We start from the raw sequence: 15,843 nt of genomic DNA, 5'->3' as shown, positions 1-15,843 counted from the left end.
GAGGGATATTATGATTTAATGGCTAGCGCCGGGATTAAAACCTGTAGTTTTCCCGCCGCTAAGAATGTTCTCAAGATAGCTGAAAAGGAACGCCACCGCGGTGCCGAAAGCCAGAGCCAGCATCACTGCGATGAACCCGTACTGGGGTCCGTCATATATGGCTTCACTATTGAACCACCTGACCATGCCCACGCTGGCCACGTTGAAGGGCACCAGGGAAGTATCCACAATCCTGCCGTCTTTCACGGCATAGACGGTTACGGTGCATTTTTCCTGGGGAATGTTGGGCGGCAGTTTCACTCTGGCGTTAAACCTGTCGCCATTAATGCTGACAGCATTTTCATTAACGGCGTAAAGACCGCTTTTACGGTAAATGTCCACCAGGGCGCTGATATAGGTTTTGGCCTTATCAGCGGGAAGTTCCACCAGGCCGTCATCGGAGTGCTTCTCCACTTTGGCCCATGCATAAATGGGTCCGAAGGTTTGGTCTATACCGGTCTGCTTCTTAATATCACCGGACAGCTCAGCCAGCGGTTTTGACGATATTATCTGATAGAGTTTGGGAACATTGGTAACCGTGGTATTTTCAACGTTCATCCAAAACGGCCCGACCTTGCCTTTTTTGTCCAGTTCCAGTCTCAGGTCGTTGGGAGAGCTGACTTTGATAAAAATGTCCGCTCCCCGGGGAACGTTGCCTGTTATATCCAGATCCGCGCCCTTGAAATTCATACCGATATCAATATTGGCCGGTGATACCCTGATGCCCGGGTCCTGGGCCAGGGCCAGGCCGGAAAAGCTCATGGCAAATGTTAGCGCCAGTATAACAAGCAGTATTTTTTTCATCAATGTCCCCCTCCCAGCCCGATCAAGGAAGAAGGTACAATGAGCAGATCCGCCAGCATTTTTACCATCACCGCCAGCACTATAAGGGAAAACACAACCCTGAGCTGTTCAGCCTTAAGCTTTTTCCCTAATTTGGCGCCAAACTGGGCGCCGATGGATGAGCCGATTAACAACACCAGGGCAAGCACCAGATCCACCGTATGGTTTAATACACTCTGGGCTATGGTAACGTTAATGGCTGTGAAAATGATTACGAATATACTGGTGCCTACCGCGTTATGGGTGGGCATGCCGATGAAGTAAATCATTACCGGCAGCATGATGAAACCGCCGCCCACGCCCATCACCGCTGAAAGCACTCCTACCAGCAGGCCCAGGCCAAAAAGCGCGATAAGGGAACTTTCAATGCCTGACACCTCGAAATACATCCGGACCGGCATTTTGGCCATGAAACGCGCAACGGCCGAGGGCTTGCGGCCGGCGGACACATCGACATCCTTCTTCTTCAGGGCGCTTAAGCTCTCAATGAACATAAAGGTTCCCACCAGCAGCAGCATGAGCACATATGAACTTTTTAACACGAAATCAAAGTTGCCCAGCCCCCGCAAAATCTTTACCACCACTGTGCCCAGACTGCCGCCGGCCAGTCCGCCCAGCAGGATGATAAAGCCAAGTTTATAATCCACATTTTTGCTTTTGCTGTGGGCTATGGTACCGGAAGCTGAAGCGGCAACAATCTGGTTGGTGTCGCTGGCCACCGCCACAGCCGGGGGAACCCCCATCATCATCAGCAGCGGCGTCATGAGGAAACCGCCTCCCACGCCGAACAGCCCGGACAGTAAGCCCACCACGCCTCCCAGTCCCAGAATGGCCGCCACGGATATCGGCATCCTGGCTATAGGAAAAAAAATGTCCATGTATATTCCCCTCCTTTATTGGAGTCTAGGAACATAATTATGATTTTGGGGCTCATTGTTTAACAATACCTTGGTATAATATTTAATTGATCCGTTATAGGCAATAACACCGAAAAGCATAACCACCAGCAAAAGGGCGGTGGTGCCCCAGGTAAAGTTTTTCACTTGAGAATCCTCTGGTGTGTAAACATTGCCCGCCTGGTCTTTCCAGGCGTATACTTCCTTGGTGTCAGGGTTCTGATCCACTATTACGTGTTTGGCCGGATTGTAATAATGGGTGAATACATCCGCCTTGAGTACATTAAGCCCTGACCACAACAATACAACAGATGCGGCAAGAACCGCCATGGCGACCCACCCGCTGAATTTATTCAGTTTAACCTTGCTTTGCGCGGTCATAATGCGCCTCCCCCTTCATTTTAATTATCCGCTGAATTAATGGCCGGATCCGATTGTTACTAGTGCCTCAATTTGCATGCGGCAGCGCGGGTCCGGACCCCGGGAAAAGACACCACCCCCCGACAGCTGTGATAGTGAAAATATTTATTTGCTAATGCTATTGTGCAAAACAAATGCCACCCGAACGGGGTGGCAGCCAAATGATTTTAGTCTGTATTTTCAGGCACATGACGCATTACGGCTTTGCCGGCGTCTTAAGTAGTGGGCATATATTGCCCGAACCTGCGGGCAATATATGCCCACTATAACAAATTATACTCCTTCATCTTGGCATATAGAGACCTGCGGTTCAGCCCCAGGGCGCTGGCCGTTTCCTGGCGGTTCCAGTTGTTCTTGTTGAGCGCGTTTAGTATCGCCTGCTTCTCAACCTCCGATACTATATCCTTCAGCGGCCTGTTGAAGTTTATTTGCCCCTGGGCGCCCATTCCATTGCCGTCCCGGGAATACCCCCCGTTATTGCTGATGGGCAAATCCTCCACAAGTACCGCCGGGCCCCGGGTCATGACCACGGCCTGTTCGCATATGTTTCTCATTTCCCGGACATTGCCCGGCCAGTTATAGCTTTCGATTACCGCCAGGGCCTCCCGGGATACCCCGTTTATCTGCTTGTTGTATTTATGGCTGAATTTCTTTAAAAAGTTGTTAAACAGAATCGGGATATCCTCCTTTCTTTCCCTTAGAGGCGGCAGCTGCACATTAACCACATTTATCCGGTAATACAAATCCTCCCTGAATTTTCCCTCGGCCACCAGCCTTTTAAGATTCCGGTTAGTGGCCGCCAGGATGCGGACGTCCACCTTAATGCTCCTGGTGCCCCCCACCCTTTCAAATTCCTTTTCCTGCAGAACCCGCAACAATTTGGTCTGGGCCAGTTGAGAGAGCTCTCCAATTTCATCCAGAAAAACCGTTCCGCTATGCGCCAGCTCGAATTTACCGGGCTTTTGGCTGATCGCGCCGGTGAAAGAGCCTTTTTCATGCCCGAACAGCTCGCTTTCCATCAGGCCCTCCGGAATGCTGGCGCAGTTGATTTTAACAAAAGGCAGGTTATTACGCCTGCTATTGTTATGGATGGCCCTGGCCACCATTTCCTTGCCTGTTCCGCTCTCACCCTGGATCAAAACGGTGATGTCGCTGTCCGCCACCTTGCCGATAACCTTAAATATTTCCTGCATGTCCTTGGATTGGCCAATAAAGCTGTCGTCGGGATCAATTTCGTCATCAAGCTTCTCCCGCAAATTGGCCACTTCAGAGACAAGCTGCCGCATTTTTACCGCCTTATTCACCGCCAGCAGCAGTTCATCCAGGTTCAGGGGCTTGTTCAGATAATCGTGGGCGCCCTGCTTCATAGCCTGAATGGCTATTTCGGTGGTTCCAAAGGCGGTCATCAATATTACCGGAACGTGCAGGCCCATTTTGTTAAACTCTTCCATCATTTGCATGCCGTCCGCATCCGGCAAACGGATGTCCAGCAGCACCGTGTCCAGTGACTGGGATGCCAGAATACCAAAGGCATCCCTGGCGTTATAGGACACAAGCACCTCGTAGCCCGCGTCCTCCAGCACATCGCGCAGCAGCTCGCATACACCCTCTTCGTCATCAACTATCAGCACCCGCGGCATTGCTCTCACCCCTGTTCGCTGTTGGTAAATATATTTTAACGGTGGTGCCCCGGCCCAATTCGCTGTCCACCTGGATTAACCCGTTGTGGGCCTCCATTATTTCATAGGCGATGGCCAGCCCCAGTCCGGTGCCCTTGGACTTGGTGGTAAAAAACGGCTCAAACATCTTTGGAAGGACATCATCGGGTATGCCGCAGCCGTCATCCCGCACGGTAACCTCCAGCATATCCCTTTCAGCGTCGTAGCCGGTGCTGATCTCCAGCCTGCCCCTGCCGTCCGTGGCCTGGTAGGCGTTGTACAGTATGTTTGACAAAACCTGCTCTATCTGGCCCGAATCAATCCTGGCGGGCGGCAGGCTCTCCCGGTAGGAATAGGATATTTCCATTTCCCCGCCGCTGTGGGCATCCGCGAAAAACTGGACCAGCCTTTTTACCAGGCCGTTGAGGTCGCATTCCTCCAGCACCGCCCGGGAAGGCCTGGCGAACTCCAGCAGCTTGTCGGTCATGGCACTGAGCCGGTTCATCTCCCGGTTAACGATGCCCAGGGATTTGGGCGAGGGCACGTGCCCCCTGGTCCAGAACTGGATGTAACCGGTAATGGATGTCAGCGGGCTCCTGATCTCGTGAGCCACCCCGGCCACCAGTTTGCCCAGGGAGGCCAGCCTTTGCTGCCTGTTCATATTTTCCTGCAGCCGGACAATCTCGGTAATGTCCCTGAAGTGCAGCAATGTGTCCACCTGCTCCCCCCTCACATTTACCATGGTGGAAGTGCTGAGCAGCAGGTGCCTGGCTTCGTCGCCCCCATTGCCGAATATTACATCCAGGTCCTTGAAGGGCCTGTTTTCCGACCTGGTTTTCCTGAGATAGTAAATAAAGGGCGATTCCCCGGGAAACACCTCATCTATTTTTTGGCCCAGGCAGGAGCCGTCAAGATTCAGCAGGTTTCTGGCCGCCTGGTTAAGGCTGATAATCCTCTCCCCCCGGTCAACGGTTATAATTCCGTCCTCCAGGCTGGTCAATATTATTTCGTTGTAATTTTGCATATTAACCAGTTTACTGAACATCTCGTTGACGGCATCGGTTATCTCCCCCAGCTCTCCGGTGGCCCGGGGTATTACGTAGGTGGGATCGTTGCCCATTATATTAAGACCCTTTTTAATATCGCTGACGGTCCTGGCAAATTTGTTTATCAGCACGAAAGCCCCGGTGAAGGCCAATATAGCCCCAATGAATATAATCACGTAGACCACCTGCTGAATCTCGCCCACGGTCCGGTATATCTGGTTGATATTTTTAATGGCCCAGACCGCCCCGATGACTTTGCCGTCCTTGACCAGCGGCTGGTATGCCTCCAACTGGCCGTTTTCCGCCTGTCCCAGTATATTAAACACTAAATTTTTGGTTTCCAGGGTGTCGTCGAAATTCCGTTTTCTGCGCTCGGAAAAATTCTCGTTTAAATGCTGGTTGTCACCGTCCAGTATCACGTCAAATTCCTTTGAATAATAGCCTATATCAACACCGGGATATTTTTGGGCAACCTCGTCCAGTATGGGCCTCAGAGCCTGGTTTAGGGCCTTCTCCTGGTCCCGTTTGGGCAGGTTCTGCACCTTCAGGTCCACCAGCATGCTGTCGAAAGGCCGGTCCAGCTTTTTGTCCAGGTGATCCAGCACTTCCTCCAGCACTTTGCGCTGGTTGTTAATCATCCCCAGCTGGGTGCTGTGCACCATATGAAAAAGATAGAATGTAAGCACAATGGGGATAAGCAGCAGCACAACAATCAGAATAAGCAGCTGATTGATAAAGCCCTCATATTTTATATTGGGTTTTTTTATTTTTATTTTCACGTCATGCTCCTTTGCAAGGGTAGTTAACTAATTGCACGATATAATTATAGCACTGCCCCGGGGTTTTGTGGGCATTTTTTGCCCACAAAACGTGCAAAATTAACCCAGCGCCGCCGGCCAAACAAATTAAAACCCGGCAATACCGGGGCTAAAGGTATTTAACCAAACTGGCACCTGATTTGCTGGAATATTTCAAAAAGGGTTGGTAGTTTAATTACCCAAAGAAGGTGTCAGGCATGGGAACAAGAGCGGCTGACGTGATGATCTCCATCGACGAATATCCCGTGGCCGGCGAGGACGAATATATAGGCCGGGCCGCTGAACTGATGGTTGAGGCTTTCAGTGGCAAGAACAGTCACTGGAAAGGCTACGAGTCCCTTTTTATAAGCAACGGGGCAAATGAGTACGTGGGCTATGTAACCATGCGCTCCCTGCTGAAGGCCATAGGCCTCGGGGACCCCGGCAGGGGCAGGTGGAAGCCCTGGTATGTAATCAGGGCGGGCAAAAAAAACAACATATTGCAAATCAAGGATTTGATGCGTCCTGTCAGCGCCAATTGGGTGAACGCCGGCGATGATATACTGCACGCGGCCCGGGCTATAATTGAAAACAGGAACAATTCGGTTCTGGTTAAGGAGCGGGGAAGACTGGTAGGGGTAATCAGGGCTATTGATTTGCTGTGGTTCATGGAGGAATTGCTTTAAAAAGCGGGGAGGTTGTAAAGACCGTGCCGAAGAACAGTGAAATAGACGCATATGCCATACCGCTAAGTGAATACCCGGTCATCGGCCGGGACGAATCCGTATACACCGGCATTAAAATGCTTAAGGAGGCCCTGCACAAGGATGGCCCCTGGCAGGGTAAGCGGCTTCTGATGGTGCGGGACAGGAACGGGGAGCCCACCGGCCTGCTGACCGTGAAATGTATCTTTAATGCGCTGGGGCTGAGATTGCTGGATGAAGATCCGGCTTTTAAGGAAGAATGTTTCTCCTGGCATTACATCCATGAAATGCGCGGAAACGCCCGGGTTACCGTACGCGAAATCATGCGGCCGCTGGGCGCGGTGTCAATCAGGCGCCACAGCAGCATTTCCGCCGCCGCCAGGCTTTTTGCGCGCCATAGGGTCAATCACCTTCCGGTGACTGACGGCGGGAAGGCAACAGGCATACTTGACCTGGGCCAACTTTTCTATAAATACCACCTATCCGGAGGTTTCAGGCAGGCAACAGGCACAACTCCCCATGACCTGCCGCTGCTGGTTAAACTGCTGGGTAAATTCGCCTCAACCTGAATAGCCCTAACCCGCCACATCCTTAAACCGGTAACCCACGCCACGGACAGTCTCAATAAATTGCGGCTGTCCGGGAATTTGTTCGAATTTCTGCCTGATGTGCCTGATGTGCACGTCCACCGTCCTGGAGTCCCCCAGATAATCGTATCCCCATATTTTTTCCAGCAGGTAATCCCGGGAAAAAACTTTACCCGGCTCACAGGCCAAAAATTTTAAAAGCTCAAATTCCTTGGGGGTAAGATCCAGCCTGTTGTCGTCAACGGTTACCAGAAATTTCTCCTGATCTATCACCAGGCGGTTGAAAACCAGTCTGGCGCAGTATTTATCCTGGACAACCTCTTCAGTTTCCCGGTTCCTCCTGAGCCTGGCTTTGATTCTGGCCACCAGTTCCCTGGTGCTGAAGGGCTTTGTAACATAGTCATCGGCACCTATTTCCAGACCCAGCACCTTGTCCAATTCCTCCGCCCTGGCACTGAGCATTATAATGGGAATATTCCTGGTCCTGGATTTCTGGTTGAGTATTCTGCATACCCCCAGTCCGTCCATTCCCGGCAGCATAATGTCCAGCAGTATGAGATCCGGAGATTCACTTTCAGCCAGGGCTATGGCAGTGTTTCCGTCCCCGGCGGTAATTACCCTGTAGCCTTCCCTTTCAAGATTGAATTTGATTAATTCCACAATATTTTCTTCATCGTCCACCACCAGAATTGTCTGCAACCCCAATCCCCCTCTCCGGTCATTTGAGCATAATTAGCGATGCCATTCTTCCGCACAGGCCGGACTGCCCCCTGTAGGAAAAGAACAAATCCCTGTGGCAGGCTGTGCAAAGCCCGGCTTCCAGAATATTATTTTCCTTAAGGCCGGCTTCTTCCAAAACCCTCCGGTTGGCCAGCCACAAATTCAGCTTCCACCTGTCCGGAGCGGTCCGGCGCAGCATTTCCGGCCAGTTTTCATAACTCTTTTTAAACTGCTCCAGCACCGGCGAATCTATCTCATAACAGCACGGTCCAATGGAAGGGCCCACCACCGCCAGACAATCACCGGGGTCCGTCCCGAAACATTCCCGCAGGGTCTGAACCGCCTTTGCCGCTATGCGCCCGGCGGTGCCTTTCCAGCCGGCATGGGCCAGCCCAACGGCTTTTTTCACCGGATCAAGCAGCATCACCGGCACGCAGTCGGCGTAGTAGCTTGACAATAAAATACCCGGTTCCGCCGTGACCAGCCCGTCCGTGTCCGGTATGGCGCTTTCCAGGGAGCGGGCGCCTTTACCCCGGTGGCGGCCGGTTACCCTGCATATCTCCGTGCCGTGCACCTGCTTTCCGGCCACCATGTCCCCCGGTTCCGCCCCCAACGCCCGGCACATGAGCCTCCGGTTTTCCAGCACCGCCTCATCCCGGTCACCCACGTGAAAGGCCATGTTTAGCGATTCATAGGGGGCGCCGCTTACCCCCCCCAGCCTGGTGCTGAATGCGTGCCTTACCAGGCCTGTTCGCTCAAATATGTCAAAGGTCAGGTATTTTAAACCTTCTTTATCAACTATTTTATACGGGGACAGGTTGTTCTCAACCCTTTCCTGTTAAAATAATCCTGCGGCGGCCTGTACGCTCCCCTCCTCAAAGCCGGAGAGCGACAGGCCGTAAAGTTAACTTATATTATCCCGCCTTGGTTTTTATTTTTTCTATCAGTCCGTCCAGGTGGCCCAATTGTCTCATAATTTCCGTATAATTACCCTCCCCGCCCTTGACCTCCAGCAGGGACTTGAGCTTATTCGCCACCAGGCTGTGGGCCTTCAGAACATCCTCCTGGCTTACCACCGGGCCCGGGGTCAAATCCACGGCATCCAGCCACTGGGGTACGGTTACGGGTATGTTAAGGCGCTCCTCCACCAGACGGGAAAAGACGTCTGTGGACTCGGGCTCCCCGTGCACCAGGAATACCCTTTGGGGCGGCTCGGTAAAGTTGCCCAGCCAGTCCAGTAATTCCTTCTGGTCCGCATGGGCTGAAAAACCGTCGATACTTTTGATGTCGGCTTTAACAGCCACTTCCTCGCCGTGAATCCTGATTGACTTTTCCCCTTCCATCAACCGCCTGCCCTTGGTTCCCTCAGCCTGGTATCCCACGAACAAAACGGTGGACTCCTTTCGCCACAGGTTGTGTTTCAGGTGGTGTTTTATCCGTCCCGCGTCACACATTCCGCTGGCTGAAAGAATTACCGCCCCCCCGGGAATATTGTTCAGGGCGATGGATTCCTCCGTGGTCTGGGAAAAAACCAATCCCGGCAGGGCCAGGGGATCCTTGCCCTGCCTGATCAGTTCCCTGGTTTCCTGGTCAAAACACTCCGGGTGATTTTTAAACACCTGGGTGGCGGCCACAGCCATGGGGCTGTCGATATACACCTGCATGGGCGGAAATCTTTTTTCCAGCATGAGTAAATTCATGTCGTACAACAGGTCCTGGGTACGCTCCACGGCGAATGCCGGAATAATTAAATTGCCGCCCTTCCCGTGGGTCTCCCATAATACATCGTGAAGCTTCTCGATCCTGTTTCCTGAATCCTTGTGAAGCCTGGCCCCGTATGTGGACTCCATGATAACGTAATCGGCGGCCGCCACATCGGTGGGGTCGTTGACAAAGGGCTTGTTGTCACTGCCCAGATCCCCGGTAAACAGCAGCTTGGTCTGCTTTTCGCCTTCCCTGATCCAAATCTCCAGCATGGCGGAACCCAAAATATGTCCGGCGTCCAGGAAGCGCACGCTGATATTGTTGTTCAGGGAAATGGTCTCCCCGTAGCTGACCCGCTTAAAATAACGCATGCTCTCCCTGGCCTCTTCGGCGGTGTAAATGGGTGTAACAAGCTGTTTGCCGGAACGGCTGTTTTTGCGGTTTAACCGCTCGACCTCCATTTCCTGTATATATCCACTGTCGGGCAACATCACCTCGCAGAGATCCGTGGTCGCCCCCGTGGCAAATATTTTTCCACTAAAGCCCTGTTTTACAAGTTTTGGAATAGCACCGCTATGATCAATATGGGCATGGGTCAGCAAAACAAAATCCAACCCGGTGGGATTAAACGGAAACGGCTGATAATTACGCTCCCGCAACGACCTGGAGCCCTGAAAAACACCGCAGTCAACCAGAATCCTGGTAGCCCCCGTTTCTATCATATGACAGGAACCAGTTACAGTGCCCGCGGCGCCAAAAAATTTTAATCTCATGAAAGCTCCCCCGTTCGGCTATTTTCGATGAATTAATTATTAATTCACTCTATCGGCCGCTAATCCCTTCCTTAAAACAGTTTTGGCCCTTAACTTTTTTCTAACCTGCGCTTGACAGCAATACCCCGCAGGGATAATCTTATTGATATAATGAGCCGTAATTGTTCCATGATCTGTTATTATAAAGCATTAACAAAAGGAGGTTTACTTTATGCCCATTTACGAATTCCGCTGCGACTCCTGCGGCAATAAATTCGACAAGCTGTGCCCCATGGGGGAAACCGGCGAAAATATAAACTGCCCCCGCTGTGAAGCTCCCAAACCCCAGAGGGTTATGAGCGGTTTTGCCCCCAAAAGCGTCGGCAAGAACGGTCTCTCCACGCCCATGGGCGGTGGCGGCGGCTGCAGCGGTTGCAGTTCAAGCAGTTGCAGCACCTGCGGTCATTAAAACACGGACATTTTAGGCAAGGGCCGTGTCAAAAGCTTACTGGCAGGGCGGCAAATCCAAAATGATTCAAAAATAGTCCCGTATCACTGTCAAGTGGTACGGGATTGCTGTTTAAATCGTTATTTGGGGCCTGCCGTGGGGACCGGCACAGCCCCTTGTTTAATTTTCTATAATATGCACTCCAAAAACACGTCATCCACGGCCACGCCATTATTGTTGTTGGCCCGGGGGGTAAATCTGAACCTGACCCGGGCGGTGCGGGCGTCGGCGGGTATCCTTCCGGTGGTAAAGGAGAACTGGCTGAACCTGTCGTTGGGAATGAAATTTTCATCGTAATCCGGGTCGGACTGCCCTATAACACTGCCCCTGCTGTTGAGATAGAGCACACTGGTTCTCAGGTTGAAATCACCATTTTCACGACTGCCCACCTCCCTGCCCCAGAACGTCAGCCGGTAGGTCCTCTGGGGCAGCACGGGGATATCCTGATACAGCTCCGCGCTGCGGGACGGGTTATCGCCCATCCGGGCCGAATACTGCCCGCTGTGTCTCACGTTGCTCTGAACAACATTTACGCTTACCCAGTTCCTGGGGGAGGTGAGGGTATTCCAGGATTCAAAGCCCGGGTTCCTGAGCAGGTTTACTCCGGCCTGGCACCCCCCGGGAGACGGCGTGGTGGTAACCGGCGGCCTGGTGGTAATAGGAGGTCTGGTGGTAATCGGGGGCCTGGTGGTGGCCCCTCCGGTTATCCGGATGGAAACCGAGACGAACTGGTTTCTTAATCCGCTGGCCACATTGTAGCCCCTCAGGGTCAACACCTGTGGACCAACCAGATTTCCCTGGTTGTTTCTCTGGTTCCAGTTAAAACTGAAGCTTTGGGACTGGCCGGGTCTGAGTGTCACGGTCTGCGCCACCTGGTTGAAAACCCTCCCGGAGGAATAGTTCCAGATGACCCTCCCGGACTGATTCACAGCTTCAAATTCAAACCTCTGGCTGGTGGGATAATAGAGGTCCAGGTTTCTTCCGGAAACGTTGGTTTTCCTGAGACTGATAGGTATGGTTTCGCCCTGCCGGTACACATCCCGGGGGGTTCCAAAAACGTACAGCAGTCCGCCTATCCTCCTGCTGACGGACGGATCGGCTCCCTCCTCCCCGTTTGCAGCGCCGCTGTCCGCCTGGCTGTCAATAACCAGTACCTGCCCCACCTGAATCATGTTGGGATTGGACAGGTTGTTCAGCTCCACCAGGCGTTCCACCGTGGTGTTATAACGCTGCGCGATGGCCCCAAGGGTATCTCCGCTCCGCACTGTATAGGTAACGGCCAAAAAGCTTCCCTCCCTTGCTTTCAGGGTTCATAATTTGAGGGACGCTCCTTCCCGGACATTGCCGGCAAGCACCAGGTTCAACAACACAAAAAGAAATATCCCCATAAATTGGGGATATTCCTCCTGGAATACGCAAGTTGACCGGTTATTGACAATACAGGAAGGTGTGTCCCCTTACCCATATAATATGTGTTTCAGCATGGGAGGGTTACATCTTAATCCGCCCGGCAATGGTTTGATTATTGGAATTATTGACCGGAGCGGTGGTTACCGGGCCTTTTATGTCCCTTTACCGGCCCCAGGCCGCCGGCACAATAACGCCCTGCTCCAATGACTGTTTAACATCTATAATCCGCTGGTTGGACGAGCCCCTGAAGGGAAGCTTAAAATTTCTCAGTTCTTCCACAAAGGGGCCGTCCACCAGATAATCCGTAACCCCGAGCAACTCCTGAAAATTACCGCGGCCGTTCAAATGACCGGTCAAATACTCCCAGGTGTAGCCCGAATAGCAGATGACGTCCATCCCCTTGTCCCGGACTCTCCTGGCCAGCCCGGCAAGGGGCGCCGACTGGCTGAAGGGCTCGCCCCCTGAAAGGGTAATGCCCTTTAAAAGAGGATTGGCCCTTATCTGCTCAAACAATTCGTCCGCGGCATACATTTTGCCGCCGCCGGGCTCCCAGGTGTGCCGGTTATGACAACCTTTGCAGCGGTGCGGGCAGCCCTGGGTGAATATGACGAAACGAAGACCGGGACCGTCCACCACGCTTTCGGGCAGCACTCCGGCCAGTTCCACCCAATCCATATAAACCCTTCCTTTTAATTATGAGTTACCGGCATGGAGGCCCCCTTGCCCGGGAGGGCTATGCCCCGTGGGTAATCCGGTCGTTAAGCTCAGACACCTTACTGTCGTTGAAGCGGTCCACGGTGCTGAGATAACCGGTTATCCGCCTTACCCTGCTTATTGCCGTGGAACCGCAGGAAGGGCAGCTATCCTGGTTTATTACCCCCATCATGTTGCAGGAGGTGCAAAAGTCCACCGGGAAATTCACCGCGGCGTAGCCCATGTCGCTGGCAGCCATGTGTCTCACCAGGGCCTCCATGGCTTCCGGGTTGTTCACGGGAGGCGAGGCCATTTCCACATAGCTTATGTGACCGGCATTGCAGAATTTATGGTAGGGGCCCTCCAGGCTAATCTTGTCAAAGGAACTGATTATATAATCAACCGGTACGTGGAAGGAGTTGGTATAATAATCCTTGTTGGTAACTCCGGGAATTATGCCGAATTCTTTACGGTCCAGCTTCACAAAGCGGCCGCTCAGACCCTCCGCCGGAGTGGCCAGCAGGGTATAGTTCAGGTTGTGCTCCTCACACGCCTGGTCAATCTTCTTTCTCAAAAAAGATATTATTTCAAGTCCCAGGGCCTGGGACTCCTCGCTCTGTCCATGGTGCCTGCCGGTAAGGGCGGTAAGGGTTTCGGCCAGGCCGATAAAACCAACGGTGAGAGTGCCGTGTACGATTACCTCTTCAATGGAATCATCCGGCCTAAGATTTTGAGAACCCATATATAACCCCTGCCCCATCACAAAGGGCATATCCTTAACCTTCAGCCTGCCCTGAACCTTAAACCTGTGCAGCAGCTGACGGACAGCCAGATCCATCAAATCGGACAATTTACGGTAAAACATATCCAGGTCCCGCTCGGCTTTTATGGCCACCCGGGGAAGGTTAATGGTGGTGAAGGACAGGTTGCCCCTGCCGTCGGTGACGGCAGGACCCCGGCGGTTGGCCATTACCCTGGTGCGGCAGCCCATATATCCCACCTGATCCCCGTACTCGGCATTAAAACTGGAATCCATAAAGCTGAAGGTGGGGTTCAGCCGCTTGGCGGCAACCCTTATGGCAAGCTGGAACAAATCGTGGTTGGGGTCGCCGGGGTCCAGGTTGACCCCCTTCTTGACCTTGAAAATAATATTGGGAAATATTGGATTTTCCCCCCTGCCCAGTCCCGCTTCGTAGGCCAGCAGCAGATTGCGCACCACCCTGCGGGATGCCTCGGAGGTTTCCGTACCCACGTTGATGGAGGAAAAGGGAACCTGGGCTCCCGCCCTGCTATGCATTGAATTAAGGTTGTATATAAGGGCCTCCATGGCCTGATAGGTTTCAAAATCATCCGCGTCCTCCACAAAGGGCGCCATGTCCCTGTCAAAAAAGGCGAAGGACTGCCCCCCGTGCATGTCGTTCTGGGAGCTTTGAAGTATAATAGCCGCCAGCGCGGTGGCCGAGGTGGGACGCCTGGGCGGCCTGATATAGCCGTGACCGGTGTTAAAACCCTCGGCCAACAGCCTGCCAAGGGGGATTTGCACGCAGGTTAGTGTTTTTCCGTAGAAGTCCAGATCGTGAATGTGAATATCGCCCCGCAGGTGGGCCAGAGACATTTCTTCGGGAATAAGTCTGGTGAGATAGTATTTTTTACTGGCCGCACTGGCTATCTGCAGCATTTTGGCCGAAGGAGAATTGCTTATGTTGGCGTTTTCCCGGTTGGTTTCCTCCAGTATTTCTTCCACCGCGTCCATCAGTTCACCCTTGGCATCCCTGATGCGCGTACGCCTGTCCCGGTGGAGTATGTACGCCTTGGCCGTGCGGGCGTGACCGGCTTCGATCAGCACCTTTTCCACCATGTCCTGAACTTCCTCCACACCGAAAATGTTGCCATTATAAAGCTTTTTTAGCATTTTCAAAACTTCGATGGTAAGCTCCATGGCGGTTTGGCGATCTTCTCCGCCCACCGCCCGGGCTGCTTTAAAAATGGCATCGGTTATTTTGGATTCGTCAAAGGAAACCTCACGCCCGTCTCTCTTTCTGATAACCTTGAACAAATTTTTGCAAGCCTCCTCGAAAATAGTAAATTCTTTATTTCTTAAGCAATATCACGAGGGAATGTCCCGGCGCATGTCTCCAATTTATGGCCGGGTTATGCGAATCACTCGGTCTTTTCCCCGGTTCCGACCCCCATGAGCTTTTCAATTTCCTTCACAAAACTCCGGGCATCATGAAACTCCCTGTAGACTGAGGCAAAACGAACGTAGGCCACTTCGTCCAGCCCCCGCAGCAGCTCCATTACCAGTTCGCCTATATCCCGGCTGTTTACCTCGGTTTCCGCCGTATCCTTAAGCCGCCTCTCTATCCTGTTGACCGCCGCGTCCAGATGATCCATGGAAATGGGCCGCTTCTGACAGGCCTTGGCAATACCGGATAATAATTTTGGCCGGTCGAACATCTCCCGGCGGCCGTCCTTTTTTACCACCATCAGGGGAAGCTCGTCCAGCCGCTCATAGGTGGTAAACCTTTTGGCGCACTTGACGCACTCCCTCCTGCGGCGTATGGAGCTGCCGTCGCCGGCGGGCCTGGAATCCAAAACCTTAGTGTCACCAAAGCCGCAAAAAGGGCACTTCACAAAGGCACCACCCCTCGCTTTACATAAACATAATATAGTATCCCGGGCAAATGTATTATACAACATATTGGGGAATGGATAAAGATTTAAACCGGAAAATGTTACTAGGAAATTAAAAGGAGAGACTTTAGTCCCCCCTATTAAATGGTATTAATGCCGCCCCGTTTTGGAGAGGCAGGACAAGCATACCGTTCGTCCCGGCCTCACTTTATGTACGCAGTTGCCTAATCGCCGCCGCGGGCCAGTTCTTCTCTACCCGTAAAGGCCTCCACCATAAATTGCTATCAATATGGAGTGCGCGACCGCGACAGTTGACTTTTTTCCACCCTTGCGAACAACTAGTATAGCGTTTCCGTAATAACATATCAATGGATTGATTGTCATAAACATTATACAATAGAAAAATCATCTATTTTGTATTTCCAGCGATAT

The 15,843-nt window shown here is 52.5% G+C and carries 15 protein-coding genes; 3 read left to right on the top strand and 12 right to left on the bottom strand.

From position 1 onward, the window contains the following. Window positions 1-15: 15 nt before the first annotated feature. The 5 genes from DCCM_RS06925 to atoS all read right to left on the bottom strand — a co-directional run bounded on the left by DCCM_RS06925 (window position 16) and on the right by atoS (window position 5,681). Window positions 16-843 (bottom strand): TIGR02186 family protein, encoded by an 828-nt coding sequence (locus DCCM_RS06925; protein WP_104371696.1) that lies wholly within the window; start codon window positions 841-843, stop codon window positions 16-18. Then, complete coding sequence (locus DCCM_RS06920) at window positions 843-1,760, bottom strand: sulfite exporter TauE/SafE family protein (protein ID WP_104371695.1); 918 nt, start codon at window positions 1,758-1,760, stop codon at window positions 843-845. The genes DCCM_RS06925 and DCCM_RS06920 overlap by 1 nt, the downstream gene beginning before the upstream one ends. 15 nt (window positions 1,761-1,775) lie before the next feature. After that, window positions 1,776-2,159: a hypothetical protein gene (locus DCCM_RS06915; protein ID WP_104371694.1), complete on the bottom strand. Its 384-nt coding sequence runs from the start codon at window positions 2,157-2,159 to the stop codon at window positions 1,776-1,778. A gap of 302 nt (window positions 2,160-2,461) precedes the next feature. Next, a complete protein-coding gene (locus DCCM_RS06910) occupies window positions 2,462-3,838 on the bottom strand; it encodes a sigma-54-dependent transcriptional regulator (RefSeq protein WP_104371693.1) in 1,377 nt (458 codons plus the stop codon). Beyond that, on the bottom strand, window positions 3,816-5,681 hold the full coding sequence (atoS, locus tag DCCM_RS06905) for a two-component system sensor histidine kinase AtoS (protein WP_231702687.1): 1,866 nt from the start codon (window positions 5,679-5,681) through the stop codon (window positions 3,816-3,818). Before atoS ends, DCCM_RS06910 begins: the two co-directional genes overlap by 23 nt. 236 nt (window positions 5,682-5,917) lie before the next feature. Between atoS and DCCM_RS06900 the strand changes: the two genes are divergently transcribed. After that, window positions 5,918-6,385: a CBS domain-containing protein gene (locus tag DCCM_RS06900; RefSeq protein WP_104371692.1), complete on the top strand. Its 468-nt coding sequence runs from the start codon at window positions 5,918-5,920 to the stop codon at window positions 6,383-6,385. 23 nt (window positions 6,386-6,408) lie between these two features. Beyond that, entirely contained in the window at window positions 6,409-6,972 is a 564-nt protein-coding gene (locus tag DCCM_RS06895; RefSeq protein ID WP_104371691.1) for a CBS domain-containing protein, read from the top strand. A 6-nt stretch (window positions 6,973-6,978) separates the two neighbouring features. Here DCCM_RS06895 and DCCM_RS06890 read toward each other — a convergent pair whose 3' ends face one another. The 3 genes from DCCM_RS06890 to DCCM_RS06880 all read right to left on the bottom strand — a co-directional run bounded on the left by DCCM_RS06890 (window position 6,979) and on the right by DCCM_RS06880 (window position 10,187). Beyond that, the gene (locus tag DCCM_RS06890) at window positions 6,979-7,689 is read right to left on the bottom strand and encodes a response regulator transcription factor (RefSeq protein WP_104371690.1); all 711 of its coding nucleotides are present in this window, start codon (window positions 7,687-7,689) and stop codon (window positions 6,979-6,981) included. A gap of 19 nt (window positions 7,690-7,708) precedes the next feature. Next, window positions 7,709-8,473, bottom strand: coding sequence for a peptidoglycan editing factor PgeF (gene pgeF / locus DCCM_RS06885; protein WP_307718802.1), 765 nt, complete (start codon window positions 8,471-8,473; stop codon window positions 7,709-7,711). 151 nt (window positions 8,474-8,624) lie between these two features. Beyond that, on the bottom strand, window positions 8,625-10,187 hold the full coding sequence (locus DCCM_RS06880; RefSeq protein WP_104371688.1) for an MBL fold metallo-hydrolase RNA specificity domain-containing protein: 1,563 nt from the start codon (window positions 10,185-10,187) through the stop codon (window positions 8,625-8,627). A gap of 211 nt (window positions 10,188-10,398) precedes the next feature. Here DCCM_RS06880 and DCCM_RS06875 point away from each other — a divergent pair, with 211 nt between their 5' ends. After that, window positions 10,399-10,635 carry an FmdB family zinc ribbon protein gene (locus DCCM_RS06875; RefSeq protein WP_104371687.1) on the top strand — a complete coding sequence of 79 codons (237 nt, stop codon included), beginning with the start codon at window positions 10,399-10,401 and terminating at the stop codon, window positions 10,633-10,635. Window positions 10,636-10,802: 167 nt separating this feature from the next. Here the strand turns inward: DCCM_RS06875 and DCCM_RS19195 are convergent, their stop codons facing one another. The 4 genes from DCCM_RS19195 to nrdR form a co-directional block, all read right to left on the bottom strand. After that, a complete protein-coding gene (locus DCCM_RS19195) occupies window positions 10,803-11,957 on the bottom strand; it encodes a BsuPI-related putative proteinase inhibitor (RefSeq protein ID WP_231702685.1) in 1,155 nt (384 codons plus the stop codon). A gap of 289 nt (window positions 11,958-12,246) precedes the next feature. Continuing rightward, window positions 12,247-12,759, bottom strand: coding sequence for an anaerobic ribonucleoside-triphosphate reductase activating protein (nrdG, locus tag DCCM_RS06860; RefSeq protein WP_104371686.1), 513 nt, complete (start codon window positions 12,757-12,759; stop codon window positions 12,247-12,249). Between the two features lie 58 nt (window positions 12,760-12,817). Then, window positions 12,818-14,833, bottom strand: coding sequence for an anaerobic ribonucleoside-triphosphate reductase (nrdD, locus tag DCCM_RS06855; RefSeq protein WP_104371685.1), 2,016 nt, complete (start codon window positions 14,831-14,833; stop codon window positions 12,818-12,820). 104 nt (window positions 14,834-14,937) lie between these two features. Continuing rightward, window positions 14,938-15,411, bottom strand: a complete 474-nt coding sequence (gene nrdR / locus DCCM_RS06850; protein ID WP_104371684.1) for a transcriptional regulator NrdR — start codon at window positions 15,409-15,411, stop codon at window positions 14,938-14,940. Window positions 15,412-15,843 lie beyond the last annotated feature (432 nt).

This window comes from Desulfocucumis palustris (assembly GCF_002933875.1).
Classification (GTDB): domain Bacteria; phylum Bacillota; class Desulfotomaculia; order Desulfotomaculales; family Desulfocucumaceae; genus Desulfocucumis; species Desulfocucumis palustris.
Note: the sequence above shows the minus strand (reverse complement) of the source record. Positions and strands in the feature narration are given on the sequence as shown.